At 61.0% G+C, this 22,905-nt stretch carries 16 protein-coding genes; 9 read left to right on the top strand and 7 right to left on the bottom strand.

What is annotated here, in order from left to right; all coding sequences use genetic code 11:
* The coding region (locus HMPREF2912_RS12165; RefSeq protein ID WP_148139423.1) for an LPXTG cell wall anchor domain-containing protein at nucleotides 1-551 on the top strand (551 nt) is incomplete at its 5' end.
* 490 nt (nucleotides 552-1,041) lie between these two features.
* On the opposite strand, the gene HMPREF2912_RS12160 is transcribed toward HMPREF2912_RS12165, so the two are convergent.
* The gene (locus tag HMPREF2912_RS12160) at nucleotides 1,042-4,764 is read right to left on the bottom strand and encodes a multifunctional oxoglutarate decarboxylase/oxoglutarate dehydrogenase thiamine pyrophosphate-binding subunit/dihydrolipoyllysine-residue succinyltransferase subunit (protein WP_070562915.1); all 3,723 of its coding nucleotides are present in this window, start codon (nucleotides 4,762-4,764) and stop codon (nucleotides 1,042-1,044) included.
* Nucleotides 4,765-4,917: 153 nt separating this feature from the next.
* Nucleotides 4,918-5,679 (bottom strand): hypothetical protein, encoded by a 762-nt coding sequence (locus HMPREF2912_RS12155; protein WP_070562918.1) that lies wholly within the window; start codon nucleotides 5,677-5,679, stop codon nucleotides 4,918-4,920.
* 115 nt (nucleotides 5,680-5,794) lie between these two features.
* Between HMPREF2912_RS12155 and HMPREF2912_RS12150 the strand changes: the two genes are divergently transcribed.
* The 3 genes from HMPREF2912_RS12150 to HMPREF2912_RS12140 all read left to right on the top strand — a co-directional run bounded on the left by HMPREF2912_RS12150 (nucleotide 5,795) and on the right by HMPREF2912_RS12140 (nucleotide 9,356).
* Nucleotides 5,795-7,516, top strand: a complete 1,722-nt coding sequence (locus HMPREF2912_RS12150) for a carboxylesterase/lipase family protein (protein WP_070684350.1) — start codon at nucleotides 5,795-5,797, stop codon at nucleotides 7,514-7,516.
* Between the two features lie 76 nt (nucleotides 7,517-7,592).
* A complete protein-coding gene (locus tag HMPREF2912_RS12145) occupies nucleotides 7,593-8,441 on the top strand; it encodes a DNA primase (RefSeq protein ID WP_070562924.1) in 849 nt (282 codons plus the stop codon).
* Between the two features lie 63 nt (nucleotides 8,442-8,504).
* Nucleotides 8,505-9,356 (top strand): ECF transporter S component, encoded by an 852-nt coding sequence (locus HMPREF2912_RS12140; RefSeq protein WP_070562927.1) that lies wholly within the window; start codon nucleotides 8,505-8,507, stop codon nucleotides 9,354-9,356.
* A 36-nt stretch (nucleotides 9,357-9,392) separates the two neighbouring features.
* Here HMPREF2912_RS12140 and HMPREF2912_RS12135 read toward each other — a convergent pair whose 3' ends face one another.
* Nucleotides 9,393-9,914: a hypothetical protein gene (locus HMPREF2912_RS12135; RefSeq protein WP_245168466.1), complete on the bottom strand. Its 522-nt coding sequence runs from the start codon at nucleotides 9,912-9,914 to the stop codon at nucleotides 9,393-9,395.
* A 106-nt stretch (nucleotides 9,915-10,020) separates the two neighbouring features.
* On the opposite strand from HMPREF2912_RS12135, the gene HMPREF2912_RS12130 reads away from it, so the two are divergent.
* Entirely contained in the window at nucleotides 10,021-11,256 is a 1,236-nt protein-coding gene (locus tag HMPREF2912_RS12130) for an MFS transporter (protein ID WP_070684356.1), read from the top strand.
* Nucleotides 11,257-11,610: 354 nt separating this feature from the next.
* Here the strand turns inward: HMPREF2912_RS12130 and HMPREF2912_RS12125 are convergent, their stop codons facing one another.
* From HMPREF2912_RS12125 to HMPREF2912_RS12110, 4 genes are read right to left on the bottom strand one after another with little or no spacing between them, the layout of a single operon-like run.
* On the bottom strand, nucleotides 11,611-14,727 hold the full coding sequence (locus HMPREF2912_RS12125; RefSeq protein WP_070597108.1) for a DUF3427 domain-containing protein: 3,117 nt from the start codon (nucleotides 14,725-14,727) through the stop codon (nucleotides 11,611-11,613).
* Complete coding sequence (locus HMPREF2912_RS12120; protein ID WP_070524965.1) at nucleotides 14,724-15,116, bottom strand: (deoxy)nucleoside triphosphate pyrophosphohydrolase; 393 nt, start codon at nucleotides 15,114-15,116, stop codon at nucleotides 14,724-14,726. Before HMPREF2912_RS12120 ends, HMPREF2912_RS12125 begins: the two co-directional genes overlap by 4 nt.
* 33 nt (nucleotides 15,117-15,149) lie before the next feature.
* Entirely contained in the window at nucleotides 15,150-16,118 is a 969-nt protein-coding gene (gene hutG / locus HMPREF2912_RS12115; protein ID WP_070597107.1) for a formimidoylglutamase, read from the bottom strand.
* A 2-nt stretch (nucleotides 16,119-16,120) separates the two neighbouring features.
* The gene (locus tag HMPREF2912_RS12110; RefSeq protein WP_070531231.1) at nucleotides 16,121-17,503 is read right to left on the bottom strand and encodes an amino acid permease; all 1,383 of its coding nucleotides are present in this window, start codon (nucleotides 17,501-17,503) and stop codon (nucleotides 16,121-16,123) included.
* 367 nt (nucleotides 17,504-17,870) lie between these two features.
* On the opposite strand from HMPREF2912_RS12110, the gene HMPREF2912_RS12105 reads away from it, so the two are divergent.
* The 4 genes from HMPREF2912_RS12105 to HMPREF2912_RS12090 all read left to right on the top strand — a co-directional run bounded on the left by HMPREF2912_RS12105 (nucleotide 17,871) and on the right by HMPREF2912_RS12090 (nucleotide 22,881).
* Entirely contained in the window at nucleotides 17,871-19,217 is a 1,347-nt protein-coding gene (locus HMPREF2912_RS12105; RefSeq protein WP_070684348.1) for a YjiH family protein, read from the top strand.
* Between the two features lie 37 nt (nucleotides 19,218-19,254).
* Nucleotides 19,255-19,983, top strand: coding sequence for an IclR family transcriptional regulator (locus HMPREF2912_RS12100; protein WP_070684346.1), 729 nt, complete (start codon nucleotides 19,255-19,257; stop codon nucleotides 19,981-19,983).
* Between the two features lie 190 nt (nucleotides 19,984-20,173).
* Nucleotides 20,174-21,727: a histidine ammonia-lyase gene (gene hutH, locus HMPREF2912_RS12095; protein WP_070684344.1), complete on the top strand. Its 1,554-nt coding sequence runs from the start codon at nucleotides 20,174-20,176 to the stop codon at nucleotides 21,725-21,727.
* A 254-nt stretch (nucleotides 21,728-21,981) separates the two neighbouring features.
* Nucleotides 21,982-22,881, top strand: coding sequence for an endonuclease domain-containing protein (locus tag HMPREF2912_RS12090; RefSeq protein WP_070684342.1), 900 nt, complete (start codon nucleotides 21,982-21,984; stop codon nucleotides 22,879-22,881).
* Nucleotides 22,882-22,905: the final 24 nt, after the last annotated feature.

The raw sequence follows: 22,905 nt of genomic DNA, 5'->3' as shown, positions 1-22,905 counted from the left end.
TTGATCCCACCGAGGACCCGACGGTAGAGCCAACGGAAGACCCAACCGAGGATCCGACGGAGGATCCGACGGAAACCCCGACCGAAGAACCGTCGGAAACCCCGACCGAAGAACCGTCGGAAACCCCGACCGAAGAACCTGAAAAGCCTGGTTTTTCTACTTCGAGCATTCCGGACCTTAGCGGCCTGTGGCCGCTCATCCCGCTGGTGATTATCCCGCCGGCACTGGCCCACTTCTTCAAGCCTCCGCACATTCCGGAGTTGCCGACGAAGCCGGTCAAGCCGGTTGAGCCGGTGAAACCGCAGCAGCCGCAGCAGCCGAAGGTGTCGAACACGGAAGCACAGCCGACGCCAACGCAGAACCAGAATGCTCAGCCGAACCAGGCCAGCCAGCCTGGTACGACCTCGAGCACTCCGGCCTCTGCTAAGAGCACCTCGTCTGGCAAGCTCGCCAACACCGGTGCCAACGTCCTAGGCCTTGTTGGTGTGGCTTTGGCGCTCATCGCTGGTGCAGCGTTGATTCTGCGTCCTAGCCGCCGCAAGGATTCCTAAGACCTAGGTTTCCTTAGGGGGCTTGGCCAGCCCCCAAGGCAGTGGTTGAGTGAACCACGAGCAAACGCCCGAGCAAAAGCTCGGGCGTTTCTTCTTGCGCAATCGCACTGCGAGGTCCAGATACGCCTTCGAAGTTCGATGCTGGCATTGAGCAAGGTTTGTCAGCTTTCGTGGTGTTGCGCCCCTCGACCGGAACTGAGCAAGATTGAGGGCCCGCTGTCCTGTCGGCCGAAACGCTGAGAACCGCCGGGGCCTTAGGACTCTTGTGTGCGTCACCCTTCGCGCTCACCGGGAGCGCTAGTGGTCGCTGATTGATGTCCCCCTGTGAGCGCGAAGGGTGGGCGGGGGAGACGTAGGCGTGTGCGGCACAGCTGTTGGGTTCCCTGCGGTCAAGAAAAAGCCCCGGCCACCACGCTCGTTGTGAGCTCGTGGTGGCCGGGGCCTTGCTCGGCGCTGTGCTGTGTGTCAGCGCTTCAGGTCATAAGCACCTTTAGATGTCGAAGGCTTCCTCCAGCAGGTTCTTCTGCTCAATCTGGTGAACCTTCGCGTTACCGGTAGCAGTCGAGGACTGCGAGCGGCGGGACACGCGGACCATCTCCGGCATATCCGGGATGAGCTCACGCAGGTGCTCGTTGTAGAACGGCCACGGACCCTGATTGGCCGGCTCGTCCTGCACGAAGCGAATCTGCGTTGCATTCGGGTAAGCCTCGAAAGCCTCACGCAGACGGTTGAACGGAATCGGGTGGAGCATCTCCACGCGGACGATAGCGATATCGTCGCGGCCGTCGGCCTCCTTCTTCTTGGCCAGCTCCCAGTAGAGCTTGCCGGAGACCAACATGATGGTCTTGACCTTGTCGGTATCGCCGACCTTCTTGCCGTTGATGTCAACGAAGTTCGGGTCATTGATGACGGACTGGAACTTCTTGATCTCAGTGAAGTCCTCGACGGAGGAGGTCGCGGCCTTGTTGCGCAGCATGGACTTCGGGGTGAAGACCACGAGCGGGCGCTTCATCTCGCCGAGAGCCTGACGGCGCAGCAGGTGGAAGTGGTTAGCCGGGGTGGACGGCTGTGCCACGGTCATGGAGCCCTCAGCACACAGCTGGAGGTAGCGCTCGATGCGGGCGGAGGAGTGGTCCGGGCCCTGGCCCTCGTAGCCGTGGGGCAGTAGCAGGATCAGGCTGGACAGCTGCCCCCACTTGGCCTCACCGGAGGAGATGTACTCATCGATGATGGTCTGAGCACCGTTGGCGAAGTCACCGAACTGTGCCTCCCAGGCCACGACAGCATCCGGGTTACCCACGGTGTAGCCGTACTCGAAGCCCATGCCGGCGTACTCGGTCAGCGCGGAGTTGTAGACCATGAACTTGCCGCCATTGCCCTTGGACTCAGCCAGGTGTGCAACGGGGTTGTATTCCTTACCCGTGTGCGGGTCGAAGGCCACTGCGTGGCGTTGGGTGAAGGTACCGCGGCGGGAATCCTCACCGGCCAGGCGCACGACCTTGCCGGAGTTGGCCAGGGAGCCAAAGGCGATGAGCTCGCCCCAGCCCCAGTCGATGCCACCTTCGCGGGAGGTCTTCTGGCGGTCCTTGGCAACCTTGCGAACACGCTTGTGGTACTCGAAGTCCTCCGGCGGGGTGCCGTAGGCATCGCCGATCTCGGCGAGTTCCTCGGCAGTGATGGAGGTATCCAGACCGCGGGTCAGTTCCTGGGAGGAGGTAATACCGGTCTGCTCCTTCGGGCCAGCCTCTTGCGCCTTCTTGTGCTCGGTGAAGACGGATTCCATCTGGTCGTGGAAGTCGCGTGCAGCTGCCTCTGCCTCTTCATCGGAGAGGTCGCCGCGGCCGATGAGCTCCTCGGTGTAGCGCTCACGGACGGACTTGTGGTCATCGATGATGTCGTAGAGCAGCGGCTGGGTCATCGACGGGTCATCGGCCTCGTTGTGGCCGCGCAGACGGTAGCAGACGAGGTCAATGAAGACGTCCTTGCCGAAGCGACGACGGTACTCGGTGGCCAGCTTGCCCACCCAGACAACTGCCTCGGGGTTGTCGCCGTTGACGTGGAAGACCGGGCAGTCGAAGCCCTTGGCCAGGTCGGTGGCGTAGTGCGTGGAACGTCCGGAGTCCGGGGTGGTGGTGAAGCCAACCTGGTTGTTGACAACTACGTGGACGGTACCGCCGGTGGTGTAGCCGCGCAGCTTGGACAGGTTGATGGTCTCCTGGACCACGCCCAGGCCGGTGAAGGAGGCGTCGCCGTGGAGCATGATCGGCACGACGGTGTGGCCCTCCGCGCCCTTGTCCAGGATGTCCTGCTTGGCGCGTGCGATACCTTCCATGACCGGGTCAACGGCCTCGAGGTGAGACGGGTTAGCGGCCAGGGTGACCTTGATTTCGCCGTCACCAAACATCTGCAGGTGCTCGCCCTCAGCACCCAAGTGGTACTTCACGTCACCCGATCCGCCGAGCTGGCCGCCCTTGTAGTTGCCGTCGAACTCACCGAAGATATCTGCCAGCGGCTTGCCCACGATGTTGAAGAGCACGTTGAGGCGGCCGCGGTGCGGCATACCGATGACGACCTCGTCGAGGTCCTGGCCAGCGGCGGTGTCCACGATGGAGTCCAGCAGGGCGATGAGGGACTCAGCGCCCTCCAAGGAGAAGCGCTTCTGGCCCACGTACTTGGTCTGCAGGAAGTTCTCGAAGGCTTCAGCCGCGTTGACCTTCTGCAGGATGTACTTCTGCTCAGAGTTGGTCGGCTTCGGCATGCCGGCCTCAATCTGCTCCTGCAGCCAGCCGCGCTCATCGCGGTCGAGGATGTGGGCGTACTCAGAGCCGACCTTGAGGGTGTAAGCGGAGCGCAGGCGGGTAACCACCTCACGCAGAGTCATGGTCTCCTTGCCACCGAAACCGCCGACGTTGAAGGTGCGGTCCAGATCCCAGATGGTCAGGCCGTGGGTAGCCAGGTCGAGGTCGCGGTGATCCGGCCAAGGCAGGCCCGGCTGCTTCCAGCCCAGCGGGTTGATGTCAGCCAGCAGGTGGCCGCGGGAGCGGTAGGCCTCGATGTACTGCATGACGCGCGTGTTCTTGTCGACGCCCGTGTTGGGGACGTCGGCAGCCCAGCGGAAGGGCTGGTAGGGAACGCCCATGGACTCGAAGAGCTCGTCCCAGAAGGCGTCGTCCAGAATGAGCTGGCCGATGGTGCGCAGGAACTCACCAGACTCAGCGCCCTGGATAACGCGGTGATCGTAGGTGGAGGTGAGGGTAACCAGGCGTCCGACGCCCAGGTCTGCCAGACGGTCTGCGGAGGTGCCGGCGAATTCAGCCGGGTAGTCCATGGAGCCGACACCGATGATGGCGCCGGAACCCTTGGTCAGGCGGGCGATGGAGTGACGGGTGCCAATGCCGCCCGGGTTGGTCAGGTTGATGGTGACGCCGGAGAAGTCATCCATCGTCAGCTTGTTCTTGCGGGAGCGGTCAACGATGTCCTGGTAGGCATCGATGAACTCGGAGAAGGTCTTGTTCTCTGCCTCCTTGATGGCAGCCACGACGAGGGCGCGGGAACCATCCTTCTGCGGGAGGTCGATGGCCAGGCCCAGGTTGACGTGCTCCGGCTGGACCACGGTGGGTTTGCCGTCCTTGATTTCGTAGCGCACGTTCATGTCCGGGTGGATCTGAACCGCCTTGACCATGGCGTAGCCCAGGATGTGGGTGAAGGAGATCTTGCCGCCGCGGGTGCGCTTGAGGTGATCGTTGATCATCGCACGGTTTTCCCACATGAGCTTGACCGGGATGTCGCGCACGGTGGTGGCGGTGGGGATCTCCAGGGACTCGTCCATGTTCTTGGCGATTGCCTTGAACATGCCCTTGAGCACGCGGGAGCCCGGCTCCGGTGCATCCTTGATGCGATCCAGCGGGGACTCGGACTTCTTCTCCGCCTTCTTTGCGGACTTAGCGGCCGCGGCAGAAGCCTTAGAGTCGCTCGGTGCCTTGGCACCCGGTGCGGCAGGGGACTTCTCTGCAGCCTGTGCCGCGCCCTTCTTTTGTGCGGGGGTGGTGGCCGGAGCGTCCGCAGCCTTGGACTGTGCGGCCGACTTCGGTGCCCCGTTGGCCTCAAAGTACTCGCGCCACTCCTTGTCTACGGAGTCCGGGTCCTTTGAGTACTGCTGAAACTGTTCGTCAATCAGCCACGCATTCGGGCCATAGATGCTCGAGTTGCTCACGGCAGATGCTCGCCTCTTTCTGTGCTTCTAAGTTTGTCTTTATTCGACTCTAGTAGGCCAATCCACGGGTGCGAAAGGCACCCCGAAAAGTGTCTTCCTTTATGATACGGGCCCTGTAAGTTTGGCCACTATCCTGGGCGCGTTTCGCGGCCTTTACTCCCCCTGCAGGGGGGAGAGTTGAGTGTTGGCATGGTCAATTACTTGGCGGCCCAATTTGCGGTTGGCGGTTGTTCCCAGCACCGCGCCTACACCCATCGGCAGCAGTTTAGACACCCACGCCCACTTCAGCTTCTTGGTGGCCTGCTTCATAAACAGCTTGGTCAGGCGGCCGTTGAGGCCGCTGAGGGTAGGGCCGGAGAAGCGCGAGAGAGTGGCCGCGGAGGTAACACCGGACAGTGAGGTCACATCGCCCACAAAGGTATCGACCAAGGCGCTACCCTGGGAGCCGGTGAGCACCACCAACACGAGTGCGCGGCGGCGCTCCTTATCGCGGATGTCGTCACCGCGCAGGTGCGCCGAGGCGAGGATGTACCACGCGGCTGCTTCGAGGAAGACCAAGGATTCAGCGCCAACGGTGGCTGCGCCGGTGACGAGGCCGATACCGGGGATAGCAGCGGAGGCACCGGCGGCGGCACCCGTGCCGGTGATGATGTTCATGAAGTGCTTGTCAATGAGTGCTTGGAGCTGAGCCGGGCTGGCGTCGGAGTTGCGCTTCTTTAGACCTTCGACGTAGCTGATGATGACGGAAGATTGTACTGAGACGATCTTGTCGATGGCTCCTAAGAAACCTTGGGTAATGCGGTTGGACTCATCAACCTCCAAGGTGCCTACGGTCTCGGAAGTGCTGGCCCCCTCTTTAGATGAATCCCGGCGGCTAACAGATTTGTTCTTTTTGTCAAAGACCTTGTCGAGCATTGTCTCACCTTAATTCTTTGCTAATGCTGATTGTGAATCTGAACTGTATGTTTACCACCGTATCGAAAAAGCTTTATTGAGCGCGTCGGCAAGCTAGCACACTAGGGTATGAGACATGAGCGAGTTTGAGCCTTCCCCTCCGCGTGAGGTCAGCGCGGCCGCGGCGCGCTTGCTTGCAGATTCCCTCCGCGCCCGTGCCCGCGCCGCCCACGAGGCAGCACGCACTGCGCTTGCCGACGATCTCACGGTCCTCACCAGCGGCGGCTGGGTACGCGGCTGCATCGAAGAGGAATTGCGCACGGACCGTCCACTGAGCGCGCCCGTGCGATCGTGGCGCGGGATTCCCTTCGGCGCGGATACGTCGGGTGCGTACCGTTTCATGGAACCGCGCCCTGCCCCGGCCTGGGAAGGGATCCGGGATTGCCGCGAGTTTGGCCATGTTGCCCCGCAGCCGGTCTATTCCTGGACCGACCGCATTGAAGGCGCGGAGGACTGCCTGACCCTCGATGTCGTCCGCCCACACCATGCGGGTGGGCCCGATGCACCGTCGGGTTCTCAGGAAGGGGAGAAGCTGCCCGTCGTGGTGTATTTGCATGGTGGCAGCTTCATCGTGGGCTCCTCCCACATGTTGATGCTGCGCGGTTTCGAATTCGCGGCGCAGATGGGCGTGGTCTATGTTTCGGTGAACTTCCGCTTAGGCGCCTTGGGTTACCTCGACGTCCGCAGTCTTGGCGGTGAGGCGTGCGCTAACCCGGCGGTGGCGGACCAGGTCTTGGCTTTGGAGTGGGTGCGGGACAATATCGCGGCCTTCGGCGGGGACCCAGACAATGTCACGCTCATGGGGGAATCCGCCGGCGGTGCTGCGGTCCTGACGTTGATGGCTGTTCCGCGCGCCGAGGGCCTGTTCCACCGTGCGATTGCTCAATCACCACCGATCGGCATGATTCATTCGCGAGCGCAGTCAGTCTTTTGGGCCCGCGAGCTGGTCCACAAGATGGCCTTGCCGCGTGATACCACCGCGGATGATTTACGCCGCGAAGATTTCGCGGACGTGGTGCGCTCCGGTCAGTCTATGATGTGGCGCGCGGGGGAGTTACTGTATCTAAATTCCTGCTATGCGCCGACTGTCGACGGCGACCTCATCCCACAGCACCCCATCGAGGCCTTCGAGGCCGGCAACCAGCACCCCGTGCCCTTGCTTGTAGGAACCAACTCCGGTGAAGCTAGTTTTGGCAAGTTCCTTTACCAGCGTCAGAGTGCGCGTGAGCGCGCAGCGCTGCGCCTGCTAGCTTCCTTCGATCCGGAAAGCGCACCGGATGTCGTCGCGGCATACGGTGGTGCGGTGTCGCGCCGCGATTTCGGGGACTTGCTTACCGACGCCCTCTTCTGGGCCCCCACCGTCCGCGTGGCTTCGGAGCATGCGCGGCGCTATCCGACGTGGATGTACCGCTTCGACTTCGCCCCGGCAGCACTGCGTTGGTTGGGCTTGGGGGCGATGCACTCGATGGAGCTCTCCAATATCTTTGGTGATCCGGGAGCATCACGCGTTTCCTTTCTTAACAGCATTGCCAAATCCTCCGAGATGGAGGAGGTGACCGAGACCATGCAGGCGCAGTGGGGCGAGTTCATTCGGGGCGGCGCACCTCTAGAGAACTGGCCGCAATATCGCGCCCCGCAGCGCTCGACCATGGTCTTCGATGTGGAGCCGCGCGTCGAGGAGGCGCCGATGGAGGGGCGTCGCCAAGCGTGGGAGGCCTACGACATGTTGGAGTGGGGCACCGGGCGACCGGAGATTCTGAAGGAACTGGGATTCCTGCTTGAGGACGGCAGCTATTGACGGCGAACGCAGGTAAGATGTGTGGGGCCTTGGCAGCAGCCTGGGTGAGACTCCCACATGGATGGATGTTTATCACATGAGCTTTTTTGAAGATATCGCCTCTGCGCTGGACGGGGAGGGCATTGAGTCCCGCGTCAATGACGATGTGATGTTCGTGCCCATCACCTCCGATTTGGAAATCCAGTTTGTGGAAATTGACCCACTTCTGCCAGCCGCCAACGTATACATCGCCGCCGCCGACGTGGACGAGGATGACGAAGACTTCGAGGCTGTTTTGGTCTCCGTGGCGTTCTCTGTGGAGGATGCGGTTGAGGCCGTATCCCGTCACATCGCCACGGACCAGGTGGTGACGGTGCTGCGTGACCTGCTAGAAGGTACCGATGAGCGCATCGCTGAGCTGGAGTTTGTCCAGGACGAATTCAACCCGAACCTCGTCGTGGCGGAGGTAGCCAACGATTCGGAACTGCGCGTGCTGGTGGAGACCATCGACGGTGTTCCGAGCGCGGTCGTGCGTTTCCTCTCCTTCGACTTTGATGAGGAAGAGCTCGATGAGCTGGAGGATGAGGCAATCAGCAAGCTCTGGGACATCGAGACTCCAGAGGACTTGAGCGAAGAAGAGCGCGTTGCCATCTTCGGCGACGCGGAAGACGTGGACGGCGGGCTAGCCCCCATCATCGAGGTTCCTGCCGAGGCCCTCGAACTGGGCACCTACACCGATTTTGACCGTCTCTTTGACGTGCTGAGCCTTGTCTCCGATCAGGCCTTGGATTGGGAAGCCCAGCTGGTCAGCATCGATGATTCCGATATTGACGAGCCTGAGGTCTATGACATTTTCGGCGCCGATGATGAGGACGAGGATGACGTTCTTTTCGACGACGATGATGACGATGACTCCGACATCGAGGAAGGCGACGCCGACGACTAAAAGCGTCCGGGGTAGGGTAGGAGCGTACTTTTCCCTGGCGTTGAAGAGGAGCAACCAAGACAAATGCCGAATGACAAGGCATCGCTGTACCAGCGTCTGTGTGTTGGCTCAGCGCTAGTGTGTGTGGCTTTGTCTTGGGTGCTGTCGTTGAATCCGGACTATGGCCATCGGGATTTTGTCTTTTCCTCCGTGCTTTCGACCGGCGTGTGGTGCCTGAGTCTGCTCGGCGCAATTTTCTTCATTGCTGCACAGTGGCGGTCCTTGGGTAACCACGCACTGTTCAACCCTTTGCTTGCAGTGGCGGCAAACCTCCTCTTGTCGTCGTTGATCTTCAACATCAACATCCCCTTGTACCTCGACATGATGGGCACGGCTTTCATAGCAATCGTTTACGGCCCTGTCTTGGGAATGGGCACCGCAGTTTTGAGCGCTTGCCTGGCTAGTATCAATAACCCGTCGCTCTTGGCGTATTTGCCAACAGCCGTGGTGGTGGCCTATTTGTTTGGCTGGCTTGCGCGCCGTGGTGCGTTTAAACGAACGCTGGCCATGATGCTTGCTGGTACCGGGCTGGGCATTGTCGCAGGATTGTTGTCCGCAGTTTCTACGTGGTTACTTCCCAGCGATTACGGCCAGCGCGGCCCCGCTGAACTTATAGCGCTGTGGGAGCTCATACTGCACGATGAACACCTCGCCATACTGCTTCAGAACCTGTGCTCTGACGTCATTGACAAGACGTTTACGGCGCTTGTGGTGTGCATTGCAATCCGCTTGGCGCCGAAACCCATCCTCCGCCTTTATGACTACCCGGAGACGCGCCCAGCATTGGATCGCGTGCTGACGGAGGATAGGTTCTCACTTTCTCTTGATGAGGAACCGCCCAAAGGTTTCCTGGACCGGATCCAGCGCTACTTCTAGCGGCTGAGCATCTCGACCTGATGAGGCCCACCGGTACTAGGCGGCCTGACTAAGCCCTTCGAAAAGGGAAAGCGGGGAATGCACCGGTGTGTAGGTGCTATCCACCAGCCACACAAACGTAGCTGCGCTGCTGCTGGAAATCTCATGCACTGCGGAGACGAGTTCTTCAGGAACTAGGGCCCGCACCCACGCTTCCGCTAGTGAGGGGGCGACGGGGCGGCCAGTGGGATCAGTAATGCGCACCGTAACGAGGTAGGAGGGCACGCGCTTTTCGCCATACCCCAGAACGCGGGCCTTAGCCCGCTCACCCACGCGGTGGCGCGAAATGGTAAGCGTCAGCGGGAGTGCTTCACCGCCATATGTCTTTACCGGTGGCAGCACTTTTGATGGTGGGCGCCACTGTGGCGTCGGCCGCGCAAGCGAGCGCGGATGGCGGATGATGCTCTCTATGGAGCGAAGCGTTTCGTGGTGGTGGTAGAGGATATCCGCGGTGAGTTCACCGGTGCTGAGAGCGGACGGGGACTGAACGGAAGTGTGAATGCTGCTGTAGTTCTTCATGGCCCACACACTAGAAATCCACGCGGACATCACCGAACCTTTAAGGGAACATATGTTCGATGTAGCGTTCGACGATTTGACGGGGTGGGATACAGTGAATGGCGATATGAAAAGTACTGCAGCTCCGCAGGTTAAGATCCCGCGGGAATTTTGGGTCATGGTCACCGCCGGGTTCATCATCGCCTTGGGGTACGGGCTCATTGCGCCGCTGCTTCCACAGTTCATCGTTAGCTTCGACGTCTCGATGGCCGCAGCCGGCCTCGTTGTCTCCGTCTTTTCCGCTAGCCGCCTAGTCTTCGCCCCGGCTGCCGGCTTCCTCATTGACCGCGTGGGCACGCGCCGCGTGTACGTGACAGGTTTGTTCACCGTGGCGCTCACCACCGGCTTGGTGGGGATGGCGCAGGAATACTGGCAGATCGTCGCCTTGCGGGCTATCGCCGGCATTGGTTCGACGATGTTTACTGTCGCAGCAATGGGCCTCATCGTGCGCCTGGCACCGCCCAGCATCCGCGGGCGCTGTTCGGCCACCTACGCCACATCCTTCCTTCTCGGCAACGTGATTGGTCCGCTCGTGGGTGCGAGCCTTTCCTTCCTGGGGTTCCGGTGGCCCTTCTTTATTTACGGCACCGGTGTGGCCATCGCCGCGCTGGTTGTGTGGATCCTCATGCCGTCGGTCAATCGCGCCGATGAGCGCCGGCGCCAACTCCGTCCGATGCACTTGGCGGAAGCCTGGGAGGATACCGCCTACCGGGCGGTACTGACGTCGAATTTTGCCCAAGGCTGGATCAACATGGGCGTGCGCGTGGCTGTCCTCCCTCTGTTCGCAGCCGCCATTTTTGCCAACGGCGCCTCGACGTCGGGCGTCGCTCTGGCGGCCTTCGCCGCCGGCAACGCCATTGTCCTGCAGTTCTCCGGATCATGGTCTGACCGGGTCGGACGTCGCCCGCTCATCATTGCAGGACTGGTGGGTTCCGCATTGTTCGTTGGCACGCTGGGCTTGGCGACGAACATCGTATCCCTCCTCATCCTCTCCGCCCTGTCCGGCGCGGCATCGGGCCTCATCGCTCCGTCGCAGCAAGCAGCCGTGGCGGACATCGTCGGCTCGCAGCGCTCGGGCGGACAGGTGCTGTCGACGTTCCAGATGGCGGGTGACTTCGGGCAGATTTTAGGCCCGATTTTCATCGGGCTGCTGGCGGATAGGTACGGATTTGAGACCGCTTTCGGGTTCTGCGCGCTCGTGGCTGCGGCCGGCATTGTTGCGTGGGCATTCGGCCGCGACACCTTGGGTGAGCGGAAGATCATTCTGCGTGGGTTGCGCCGCCGCTACCACCCGCGGCGATAGAGAGCAGAATAGTCCGACTGCGAATTGCTAGCGGAGTTGTGCTGACGGAGTTTCGGGGCGGGACTAATGCTACTTAGCTCGTGTGGCGCGCTTTCTTGCTGCATGCAGCCCAGCGTGGGGTGGTGCCAGTCTTGAAGCTGCGTTCCCTAAAACGCGTAAACCCATACACGGAAGTTTCGGAACCGGTATCTGGGCGGTTCCAGCGCTTTTGGCTACGCTCGCTCGCGGCTCCCATAACCGACCTCCATTTTTCTGCACCAAGGCAACAGAGATTAATTACTTCTTAATCTGCTAAGAAAAGATTAATTTATGGTGGTTACGGCGTCAACTTCCTGGTTTAACTCAATGTGAGGTTTAAGCCACAGTGCGCCCGGCTGCATAAAGCTGCTTGGGCATGTCACGGCGGAGGCTCCATTCGAACTGGATCGGCTTCTCACCGCTGTGCGTGACGTAATCGACGTTTCCTAGGAAGGTATATGCCGAAGCCGTATCCACCTTGTTCTTCTTATTAAAACGGGTTGCGATGATGATGTTGCCGTTGAGCTCATGGTGGTGGATGTAGCGGCGGGCCATCGCGGACTTAAGTGATGTGGTGGATTGGGATTCCCAGTGCAAACGATCCGGTGCTAGCGGGTAATCGCGGTAGTTTGTCGAAGCACTAACGTTCTCATCCTTTTGGAAAGTAACCAGGAAAAGATCAGTGTTAGAGGCATCGAAGCGGCGTACCCCTTCGCGTGGGAGGTTGGCGAGCTTGCGCAGAGAGCCGTCGTCCAAAGCGCCGACGAGTTCGGCGAGGCTGTAATCCGCGTGTGTTTCCAAGACACTATTCGTCGATTTCTCTGGGATGACTCGGGAGCGGTCGAGTGTGAGCCGCATAACCTGAGTTACTTCGGCGACGAAGGCAGGGCAGGCGCGGATGATGCCCAGGGCCTGGTCAATGGTCTCTGGGATTGCCGTATTTGAGTTCGCCCACAGAGCCAGCACAAGCATGGTGGCGTACCGGACTTGCTCGGGAGTCATATCGTTCTCATATGGCCCATCCGGAGAAACCAGGAGACTGTAGGCCGCTACGCGGTTGAGATCGTTGATGTGTAGCAGCACCCGGATTCGGCTGAGTAGAAACTCTTCGTGCTCGCTCGCAGGGCCGAAGGGCAGCAGGTTCTCGTCGCGAAGCAGCGTGGTCCACGTAATGCCCTTGCGACGGTAGATGTCTTCCACGGGGACGCCAGAGCTATTTATGAAGCTTGCGAGGTCGGTCGAGCCGTAGTCAGTAATGAGTGCTCGTATCTTCTTAACGGTGTTCCGGGCCAAGCGTTTGATGTTCTTTAGAACGCGCTCGGTCGTCACGCGGTCCAAGGTGATGCTAGAGCCAGGCGGGGCAGTAGGGAATCCTTGCTCTACCTCCTTGGCGAGGTTCTTTCCGCGAGCGGCGGTAAGCACCTTGAAGCGCTCTTCGAAATCGAATTCCTCGTGCTGGAGACCTAAGAAATCAAAGACGGTACAGGCGTTCTTTCCTTCGTTGAGGCGCAGACCTCGGCCAAGCTGTTGGACGAAGAGCACCGGGCTTTGCGTCGGGCGCAGAAGCAACAGCGTGTTGACCGCTGGGATGTCGATGCCTTCGTTGAAAATATCGACCGCGAAGATGATCTTGATCGTGCCTTCGCGAAGCTGCTCGATGGCGCGACGACGCTCATCAATGTTGAGCTTGCTGCTGACCGCTAGGGCAGGGATACCGAAAAGGTTGAATTGCTCCGCCATGTATTCGGCGTGGGCGATGGTCACACAGAAGCCAAGGGCTTTCATCTCGGAGAGATCGAAAATGCGACGGTTGAGCTCATTGATGATGAACCTGGTGCGCTTTTCTCCGGCCTTGATATAAAACTCGCTCAGCTCCGAAGCTTGATAGTCCTTCTTTCCACGGTTCCAGGTTAGGCTCGTCAGGTCAGTAGCATCGTCGACTCCGTAGTAGTGCAACGGTGCGAGGAGCTGGAGGCGCAACGCATCCCAGAGGCGAAGCTCATGGGCTACGCGATAATCGAAATACTTCTGGACGTTCTCACCGTCACCGCGCTCCGGTGTAGCCGTGAGGCCAAGGAGCTCACGCGGCTGCAGGTAGTCCAGAACAGCGCGATACGTTGCGGCTTCGGCGTGGTGGAACTCATCAATGACGACGACTTCAAAATGGTCCGGCGCAATCTGGGCCAGGCGCTTGCCATGCAGCGACTGGATGCTCGCGAAGACATGGTCCCACTGGGCGGGCTGATCACCGCTTAGGAGGAGCTCGCCAAAGCTGGCAGTGCGAAGAACCTCGCGGTACGTCCGCTGGGCCTGGGTGAGAATCTCACGCCGGTGGGCAATGAAAAGTAGTCGTGGCCTTCGCCCCAGTTTCTCGCATAGGCGGCGGTAGTCAAGTGCAGCCACGACCGTCTTGCCTGTACCGGTGGCGGCAATGAGGAGGTTGCGGTGACGACCGTGAACTTCGCGCTCGGAGTCTAAAGCTTCGAGCATCTCCTCCTGATAAGGATAGGGCTCGACGCGAAGGCCTGATAGCTCGAGCTTTTCGCCGGGCTTTGATTCGAGGAATTTGGCGCTGCCTAGCGCGTCCTTGAGGCGCTCGTAGTCCTTCTCGGGATCAAATGCTTTGAAGTGGGCATCGTACCAATAGCTGTCGAAGGTTTTGATGAACTTCTCAATGATCTCCGGCGTGGAGGAACGAGAACCTCGGACGTTCCACTCCCAGCCGTCAACAAGCGCTGAGCGCGAAAGGTTTGAGCTGCCGATGAAGGCGGTGTCGAACCCGGACTTTCGCCGGAAGAGCCAGGCCTTGGCATGCAAACGTGTGCTCTTGTGTTCGTAGCAAATGCGGACTTCAGCACCGTAATCTTCCACGAGTCGGCGCACTGCGGCTGCTTCGGTCGCCCCGCAGTAAGTGGACGTAATGACTCGCAACGGAATCTGGTGATCCCTGAGGTATTCCAGTTCATCGCTGATGATCGCAATGCCCGAGCTCTTGATGAAAGCGCACAGCAGATCGACGGAGTCCGCCGTTCTAATCTCACGGGCGATCTCAACCGACATATTGGTGTCGTCCACGCTGTTGGTGAACAAGGCACTGGTGTTGAGCGAGACTTCCGGAAGCTCCGGGGCCTCCTCGAGCTCTGATCGATAGATGGCGTAGAGCAGCTGTTCTGCGGCGATAGACTCATCCGCACCAAGATGTTGTGCTAGCGCATTGATGAGGGCAACGCGGTCTTCCGCCTTCGTCATCTCGGTGAGTTTTTGTTCAAGTGCTTTGGCGAAATGCTGAGACACTGCCGCGGCGAAGCGCGGATTGACGTCCTTCGTGGACTCGTGAGCGATGCCAGTAGCAGCCGTGGGGCGAGCCCGTTTGGTCTCCTCGATCCGCTCCTGAATACGAGCGGTGACCGGGGTTTCGTAGATGCCGAAGGGCAGGATGGATTCGGAGCTCATAGGCGCGAAGAAATGAGTTTGACGGTGGGAATGTCTGCGGGAGCCCAGTCGAGTTCCCGTGCCTCAGGTGAGGTCACCCAACGCGTCTCGTCGTGATCACTAAGGGTTAGTTCACCGGACTCGATGCGGCACAGGAATGTAGTTAGCTCAATGGTGGCGAAGTCATACTCGTACAAGGTCGAGGTGACCTTGTCGCCAACGGTTGCGGTTACGGAAAGCTCTTCCTTGATCTCACGCGCCAGCGCCTGCTCCGGGGTTTCGCCCGACTCAACCTTGCCGCCCGGAAACTCCCACATGCCGGCGAGGGACTTTCCAGGAGCCTTTCGACAGGCCAGGAAACGATTGCCGTCTGTGAAGACGGCGCCGACAACACGAATCGGTGAACTCATGGGGACCAGTATGCCGGCTAGCCCCGGTCTTATCTAGGAATTCGCGCCCGTGGCAGCAGAAATATGCGCAGTCACAATGTCATCAATCAACCGCGCGGCCAGCTTGGCGGTGTGGGCGTCGATGTCGAAGGTGGGGTTGAGCTCGACGACGTCGACAAGCGCCAGGCGTCCCGTGGCGGCGATGGTGAGTGCGAGTTCTCGGATGATGTTTACCGGGACGCCGAGGCCTGCGGGGGCGGAGACGCCAGGGGCTTGGTCGGCGGGCAGAACGTCCAAGTCGATGGAGAGGTGGATGGGTGTGGTACCGGCGCAGATGCGCGCGGCGGTGTCGCGCACCTGGGCGAGGTCCATGCTGAGCAGTTCCTCGTCGAGGACGACGGTGACGCCGAGGGCGGCGGCTTCGTCGAAAAGCACGGGCGTGTTGTTGGGGCGGGAGATTCCCAGGACGGAATAGTCGAAGTCTTCGCGGCCGACCAGCTCAGAAATCTGCTTGAACGGGGTGCCGGAGGTGGGCACGTCCGCGGTGCGGAGATCGAAATGCGCGTCCAGGTTGATGATCTGCAGTGGGCCCTGGGCGCGGAAGGCGCCGCGGTGGGAGCCGAAGGCCGTCTCATGGCCGCCGCCGAGGATGATGGGCAGGTGCCCGGCGCGCGAGAGTGATTCCACTGCATCGGAGAGGCGCTCGTGGGAGCCCTCCAGGTCGGTGCCTTGAGTGGTGATCGTGCCGGCGTCGTAAAGCGGGTGCGTATGGTGCAGCGCCAGGGAACCCAGGGCGCTGCGCAGGGCGGCCGGGCCTGCAGCCGCGCCGGGGCGTCCATGGTTGCGCTCAACGCCCTCGTCGGAGGCAAAACCAAGGAGTGCGACGCCGGGTTCTGCCTGGGGCTTGGCGACGTCCAGCGGGCGAACCACGCTGTGCCACCGCGCATGCTCGGGGCCCGGGCCATCGGAGCGGCCGGACCACTCGGGGGCGGGGGAGTAGGCGGGGGCATCAACGGTGTTCATGGTTATCCTTTCGCGTCTGTTCCTTGCGTGGTACCTGCGGCGGTGCGGCGGCCGGTGAGGTAGAAGATGGCAGTCATGAGGAGGATGAAGATAACGCCCGTGGCGAGTGCCGGGCGGTACTGCTCCTGCCATACCATGATGCCAAAAGTGAAGATGATGAAGACGATCGAGAAGTATTGGCCCCAGGGCCAAAAGGGGACGGTGTATTCCAGGCTGGCACGCTCTTCGGTGGGCATCTGGCGGCGGGAGGCCACGTGGGCCAGGAGGATCATCAACCACACGTAGATGGTGGCGAAGGTAGCCAGGGAAGCGATGATTTCGAAGACATTCTCCGGGATGAGCGCGTTGAGCGCGGTGCCGATGATCATGACGATGAGCAGGATGATCATGGTCATGACGGGCACACCCCGAGTCTTCTTCGCCATGATCTGCGGCGCGAGGTTCTGGCGTGCCAAGCCGGTGAGGACGTTGCCGGCGCCGAAGAGATCGGCGTTGATGGCAGAAACCGCCGCGGTGATGACGACGACGTTGAGGGCGGCCGCGGCCCAGGTGACGCCGAGGGTGGAGAAGATTTGGACGAAGGGGCTTTCCTCGCCGGTGATGCTGCGCCAGGGGTTGATCATCAGGATGACCAGGATAGCCAAGACATAGAAGAGCAGGATGCGCACCGGGATGGTGTTGACGGCCTTCGGCACGGACTTGGCGGGGTCCTCGGCCTCCGCGCTGGCGACGCCGACGATCTCCGTGCCGCCGAAGGCGAAGAGGACCAGGATGAAGGAAGCGACCATGCCGGAAATACCGTTGGGGAAGAAGCCGCCATCGTTGACCAGGTTGGCCGGGCCGGTGGTCTCCGCTGTGGAGAGGCCGAAGACGAGCACGGCCACGCCGCCTAAGATCATGGCGATGACGGCGCCGACCTTGACGATGGTGAAGGCGAATTCCAGCTCACCGAAGGCCTTAACCGTGGCGAGGTTGGCGCCGCCGACGAGGAGCAGCGTGGCCGCAACCCAGACCCATTTGGGCGAGCCGGGGAACCAGAATTGCATGTAGACGCCGATGGCGGTCAGATCCGCCAGGGCCACGATGACCATCTCGAAGGCGAACATCCAGCCGGTGATGTAACCCGCCCAGGGGCCTAGGAAGGCGCGGGCGTATTCGGCGAAGGAGCCGGTGACGGGGTGGTGCACGGACATCTCACCGAGCGCGCGTAGGAGGAAGTAAACCACGGCGCCGCCGAGGAGGTAGACCAAGAGGACCGAGGGGCCGGCGGCTTGGATGGCGCCGGCGGAGCCGTAGAACAGGCCGGTGCCGATGGCCGAGCCCAGGGCGATGAAGTGCAGGTGCCGGTGTTTCAAGCCGGGGCGCTTGGCGGTGGTTTCTGCCACGGGGATGCGTCCTCCTCAGTTCCCCTATGCGGTGCTCGTTGGTTCCGGCGCCGCGGATGAAGGGGAGTGGTTGGTGCGGGTGGGTCTGGGAGTTACTTTCCTCTAGTTCAGACGTGGGGTCAATTTTGTGGTGGGGGTGGCACGGTTGGGCTCTATGGCGGGGGACTCATTCCGCTTGTGGGGGTGACGTGCGTGACAAGTGTGTGTGGTGCCGCTAGTATGTGGAAGACCTGCGTGTGGCTGTCGCGTGGGCACGGCTTCAAGCAACCGCCTTTTCTTGGCGTGTGCTTGATCGGCGCGATCATTTAAGAGAACGCGTTTGTGGCCGTGCTAATGACGTGTAGTTTCCACCACCGTGAGGTAGAACATGAACTCTGAAGACGCAATCGTTGACGCCTTCTACGAGAGCGACGACGATGTCCCCTCCAAGAAGGGCATCTGGCGCCTCTTTGTCTACAGCGCTATTGGCGCTTTCGTATTCTTCTTTCCCATCAGCTATGACGGAAAGAAGTCCATTCCGCTTGACCACATGGTCACCATCATCCGCACCTATGCCGATGCCTTCGTGCCCTGGTTCATCCTGGCGCTGGCGCTCTATGGCACGGTGCGCAGCATCGTGAACAAGAACTGGCGGGAGGGTCCGCTGCAAGCGGTCTTTACAGTTCTCAACGTGGTGGGCCTGGTGGTTTCCTTCCTCATGGTCATCGGAACTCTGCCGGGAGTGCTGGGCAATGAGGACATCGTGCCCTTCCTGTGGAATTCCATTGCCACCCCGGTGGGCCTCATCGTGCCGATTGGCGGCGCCTTCCTGGGCCTGCTGATTGGCTATGGCCTCCTGGAATTCGTGGGCGTGTTCATGCAGCCCATCATGCGCCCGCTGTGGCGCACGCCGGGGCGCTCCGCCATCGACGCTGTGGCTTCCTTCGTGGGCTCCTACTCGCTGGGAATCCTGATTACTGACCGCGTGTATCAGCGCGGCGGCTACACCGCGCGTGAGGCATCCATCATCGCGACGGGCTTCTCGACGGTCTCGGCGGCCTTCATGGTGATCGTCGCCAAGCAGCTCGACCTGATGGGCATGTGGGGGACCTACTTCGCGGTATCCCTCGTGGTGACCTTTGTGGTTACGGCGATTACCGTGTGGATTCCGCCGCTGAGCAGGATCCCTGATGAGTATGTGGACGGTGTGCAACCGGACCCGGAAAAACCGGTCAAGGGTAACTTCATCAAGGCCGCCTGGCGCGAGGCGCTGCTGGCGCTGGACCGCGCGCCGTCCTTGGGTGCTGCCATCTGGGAGAACCTGCGCGATGGCGTGCGCATGGCGGCGGCAATCGTGCCCTCCATCATGTCCGTGGGCCTGATTGGCCTTCTGCTGGCTAACTTCACCCCGCTCTTCGATTGGTTGGGCTACCTGTTTTATCCCTTCGCGTGGATTGTCCAGCTGCCAGAACCGGCACTCGCGGGCAAGGCAGCCGCCATGGGAATCGCGGAAATGTTCCTGCCTGCCACCGTGGCGGCTGGGTCCTCGAGCATGGTGCTCAAGTTCGTTATCGGCGTGGTCGCGATTTCCGCCATCATTTTCTTCTCCGCGCTGGTGCCCTGCATCCTGGCCACCAAGATTCCTATCAAGCTGTGGCAGCTCGTGGTCATCTGGTTCGAGCGCGTGGTGCTCACCATCATCATTACGACGCCGATTGCCTTCTTGGTGACCTAAGGAGGACTTAAACGAGGGCTCACTAGAATGTGGGCCCATGAGTACCTCCCGAGTCCCGGCGGCGCGCAACGCGCTGGAAATCCTCAGGCTGCTGTCCACTATCGACGTGCCGATTTCCGCCGCGCGCATTCGCAGCGAGCTGAACCTACCGCGCTCGTCCACCTACCACCTGCTCAAGGAGATGGTGGACGCAGGATTCGTGGTGCACCTGCCGGAGAACCAAACCTATGGGTTGGGGCTCGCTGCCTACTCCATGGCCGCGGCTTATGCCACGCAGCAGCCCCTCGTGAAGGCAACGCAGGGGCATCTTGAACGCATCGCCAGCACTGTGGGCGGCTCGGGGCACCTGTCACGTTTGGCGGGGTCGGAGATCCTCTACCTCAACGAGGTGCGCGCGCCGGGGGCGCTGTCACTGGTCACGGAGAGGGGAGTGCGCCTGCAGGCACAAAAGACGGCCTCCGGGCGCGCCATGCTGGCGCTGCTACCAGAAGCGGAATGGCGGGCGGCCTATTTCCCTGGTTCCTTAGGTTTTGGGGAGTACAAGGAGATACTGCGCCAGGTACGCGAGCGTGGTTGGGCCGAAGAAGTTGAGGTGGTGGCGCGGGGGCAGGCGTCGGTTGGCGTGGCGGTGGTAGACCACGTTGGCAGGCCCGCGGCGGCGTTGGCGGTGACTTTTCCTGTGGGCACCGTTGATGCCGCCGGAGTGGCGCAGAAATTACACGCGGCTGCGCAGCAGGTGGCGGCGAGGATGTACGGGCGCCGTTAGTGCGCGTGGGTGTGCGAGGTGCTTGCGCGCCGGGGAACCTGTTGTACTATGAGCGCAGCGCGTAAGGCTGTCGCGCGTATCACTATTTTTCTAAACTTGTGAAAGCAAGTACGTATTTTCACGTGCCTTTTCTACCCCTTATTGAAAGGGGTGAGGTGCGGGTAATGCAGTGACGTCGAAGGAGCCTTACATGTCCAATTCTTATCCCTCCACCGTGACCGTGGGTATCGGTGCGCTGAGCATCGAAGAGGTTGTAGCTGTAGCGCGCTATGGCGCAAAGGTAGAAATTTCTGAGGATGCCCTGGCGGAAATCGCCTCCACTCGCGAGCGCGTCGAGGAGCTGGCCCAGGACCCGACTCCGGTCTACGGAATTTCTACTGGTTTCGGTGCGCTGGCCCGCCGTCATATTCCGGAGGAGATGCGCGCGCAGCTGCAGCTCTCGCTCGTGCGCTCCCATGCTGCGGGCACGGGCCCGGAGGTAGAGCAAGAGGTCATCCGCGCGCTCATGTTGCTGCGCCTGTCCACCCTGTGTACTGGCCGCACCGGCGTGCGTCCGGTGGTGGCGCAGACCTATGCCGCGGTGCTCAATGCGAACATCCACCCGGTGGTCCGCGAGTACGGTTCCTTGGGCTGCTCCGGCGACTTGGCGCCGCTCGCGCACTGCGCGCTGGCGCTGCTGGGTGAGGGCGAGGTGCGCGTCGACGGCGGCGACATCATCCCTGCCGCCGAGGCCTTGTCGGCTGCCGGCATTGAGCCGCTCAAGCTGCGGGAGAAGGAAGGCCTAGCACTCATCAACGGCACCGACGGTATGCTGGGGCAGCTTTGCCTTGCTATTACAGATCTGCGAGAACTGGCCAAGACCGCGGATATCGCTACCGCAATGACGGTGGAAGGCCTGCTGGGTACGCTGGTGGTCTTCGCGGATGACCTGCAGCAGCTGCGCCCGCACCCGGGCCAGGCCGATGCCGCGGCCAATATTCTGACGGTGGCGGAAGGCTCGGAGATTCTCGAGGCGGCCCTCGAGGACTTCAAGAAGAAGCAGGTCCAGGACGCCTATTCGGTGCGCTGCGCCCCGCAGGTGGCCGGTGGTTTCCGCGATACTTTGGCGCACACCGCCTTGGTTGCGGAGCGGGAGCTTGCTGCGGCCGTCGACAACCCGGTTGTGGCCAAGGATGGGCGCGTGGTTTCCAACGGTAACTTCCATGGCGCGCCGGTGGCCTATGCGCTGGACTTTTTGGCCATCGTTGTGGCTGACCTGGCTTCCATTTCTGAGCGCCGGACCGACCGCTTCCTCGACGTCGCTCGCAACCGCGGACTCAACGCCTTCCTGGCCGATGACCCAGGCGTGGACTCCGGCCACATGATTGCGCAGTATGCGCAGGCGGGTATCGTCTCTGAGCTCAAGCGCCTGGCCAACCCGTCCTCGGCGGATTCCATCCCGTCTTCGGCGATGCAGGAAGACCACGTTTCTATGGGTTGGTCGGGTGCCCGCAAGCTGCGTAAGGCAGTCGATGGCCTGCAGCGCGTGCTCGCCATCGAAATTCTCACCGCCGCCCGCGCTATTGATATGCGTGAGGGCCAGCCGGCCAAGGGTACTGGCGCGGTCATCGACGCTCTGCGCCAGACTGTCCAGGGTCCGGGCACCGACCGCTACCTCTCCCCGGAGATTGAGGAGACCGTGCGCCTGGTCAAGGAAGGTGCGCTGGTGGATGCGGTAGAGGGGGCCGTCGGCACGCTGCGCTAACTCCACCCCAGCCCCATGGTCCACACGGTCCATGGGGCTTTCTCGTGCGCCCTTGATTTCAAAAGTGCAGACCTAGAAGTACAGACCTGCTGGTCGTCGCAAAGCACTGCCTTGGCGCTTCACGACGCCCACCTGCATGAATGCACTTCCAGGTCTGCACTTTTGGCTGGCACCGGATTGCAGGTAGTGCGGCGGAGGCGAAGTACGGAAGCCTATCTGTGGCGAGGCGCACAAAGCTGGGTTATGAGTAGTGCATGAACAATGAACAACTCTTTAACTTCTTAGACCAGCATCTTATCGACCTTCGCAAGCTACCCAATGATGATCCCCGGTGGAAGAAGGTGCATGCTGGCAAGGTGGCCAAATTGGCGTGGTGCTTCGTACTGCCGATGATGTATTGGCACGAACTCAAGCCGTGGCAGAAGGAGACCACGAAGGCATATGTGCTCGGGTTGACCTTGCCCAAGGCAACATTAGTGGGAAAATCCGCCGCCCTTATTCACGGAATTCCGCTGGTTGTGCCGCCGACCGAATGGGAGGCAACGTTGCCTTCGAACTCGGTACCTCCACGATCTAAAGCCACTGTCCGTTATCGCCGCATGGACTTGCGCGGTAAAGAGACGGTGGTTCACGGGATTCGCGTGTCAACCCTGGAGCGCACGGCCATTGATATTGCGCGGTTCTATGGATTTGAGGAGGGACTCGTTGCCGTCGATGACGTGCGGGCGCGCAATGCTGGCCAGTTCTGGATCAGTGAGACGCTCGGCGCTATGGGGAGAGTTAAGGGTGTTGCCGCCGCGCGGCGGGCGGTTGCTGAAAGCGTCAATTGCGCGGAGTCACCGTGGGAATCCTATGCCCGTGCCTTGATTCTTGCGGCGGACTACCCGGAGCTGCGCTGGGTCAAGGCGCAGTATGTGATTGAGAACTATCGAGCAGATCTGGTCATCAATGGGTGGCTCGTGATTGAGATTGACGGGAACGTCAAGTACAGGCACGAGGTTGAAGAGGTGATTCGCGCGGAACACCGGCGCCAGCAAGCCATCCTCAATAAGGGCTACATCGTTTTGAGGTTTAGCCCAGAACAATTAAGCGCGCGCCCCGACTACTTTCAGGAGACGGTCGGCAAGCACTTGGCACGCGGCCCGCGCTTGTAAAAGTGCAGACCTGGAAGTGCAGAC

This window comes from Corynebacterium sp. HMSC056E09, from assembly GCF_001813425.1.
GTDB lineage: Bacteria > Actinomycetota > Actinomycetes > Mycobacteriales > Mycobacteriaceae > Corynebacterium > Corynebacterium hesseae.
This window is presented reverse-complemented; position numbering and strand designations above follow the sequence as displayed.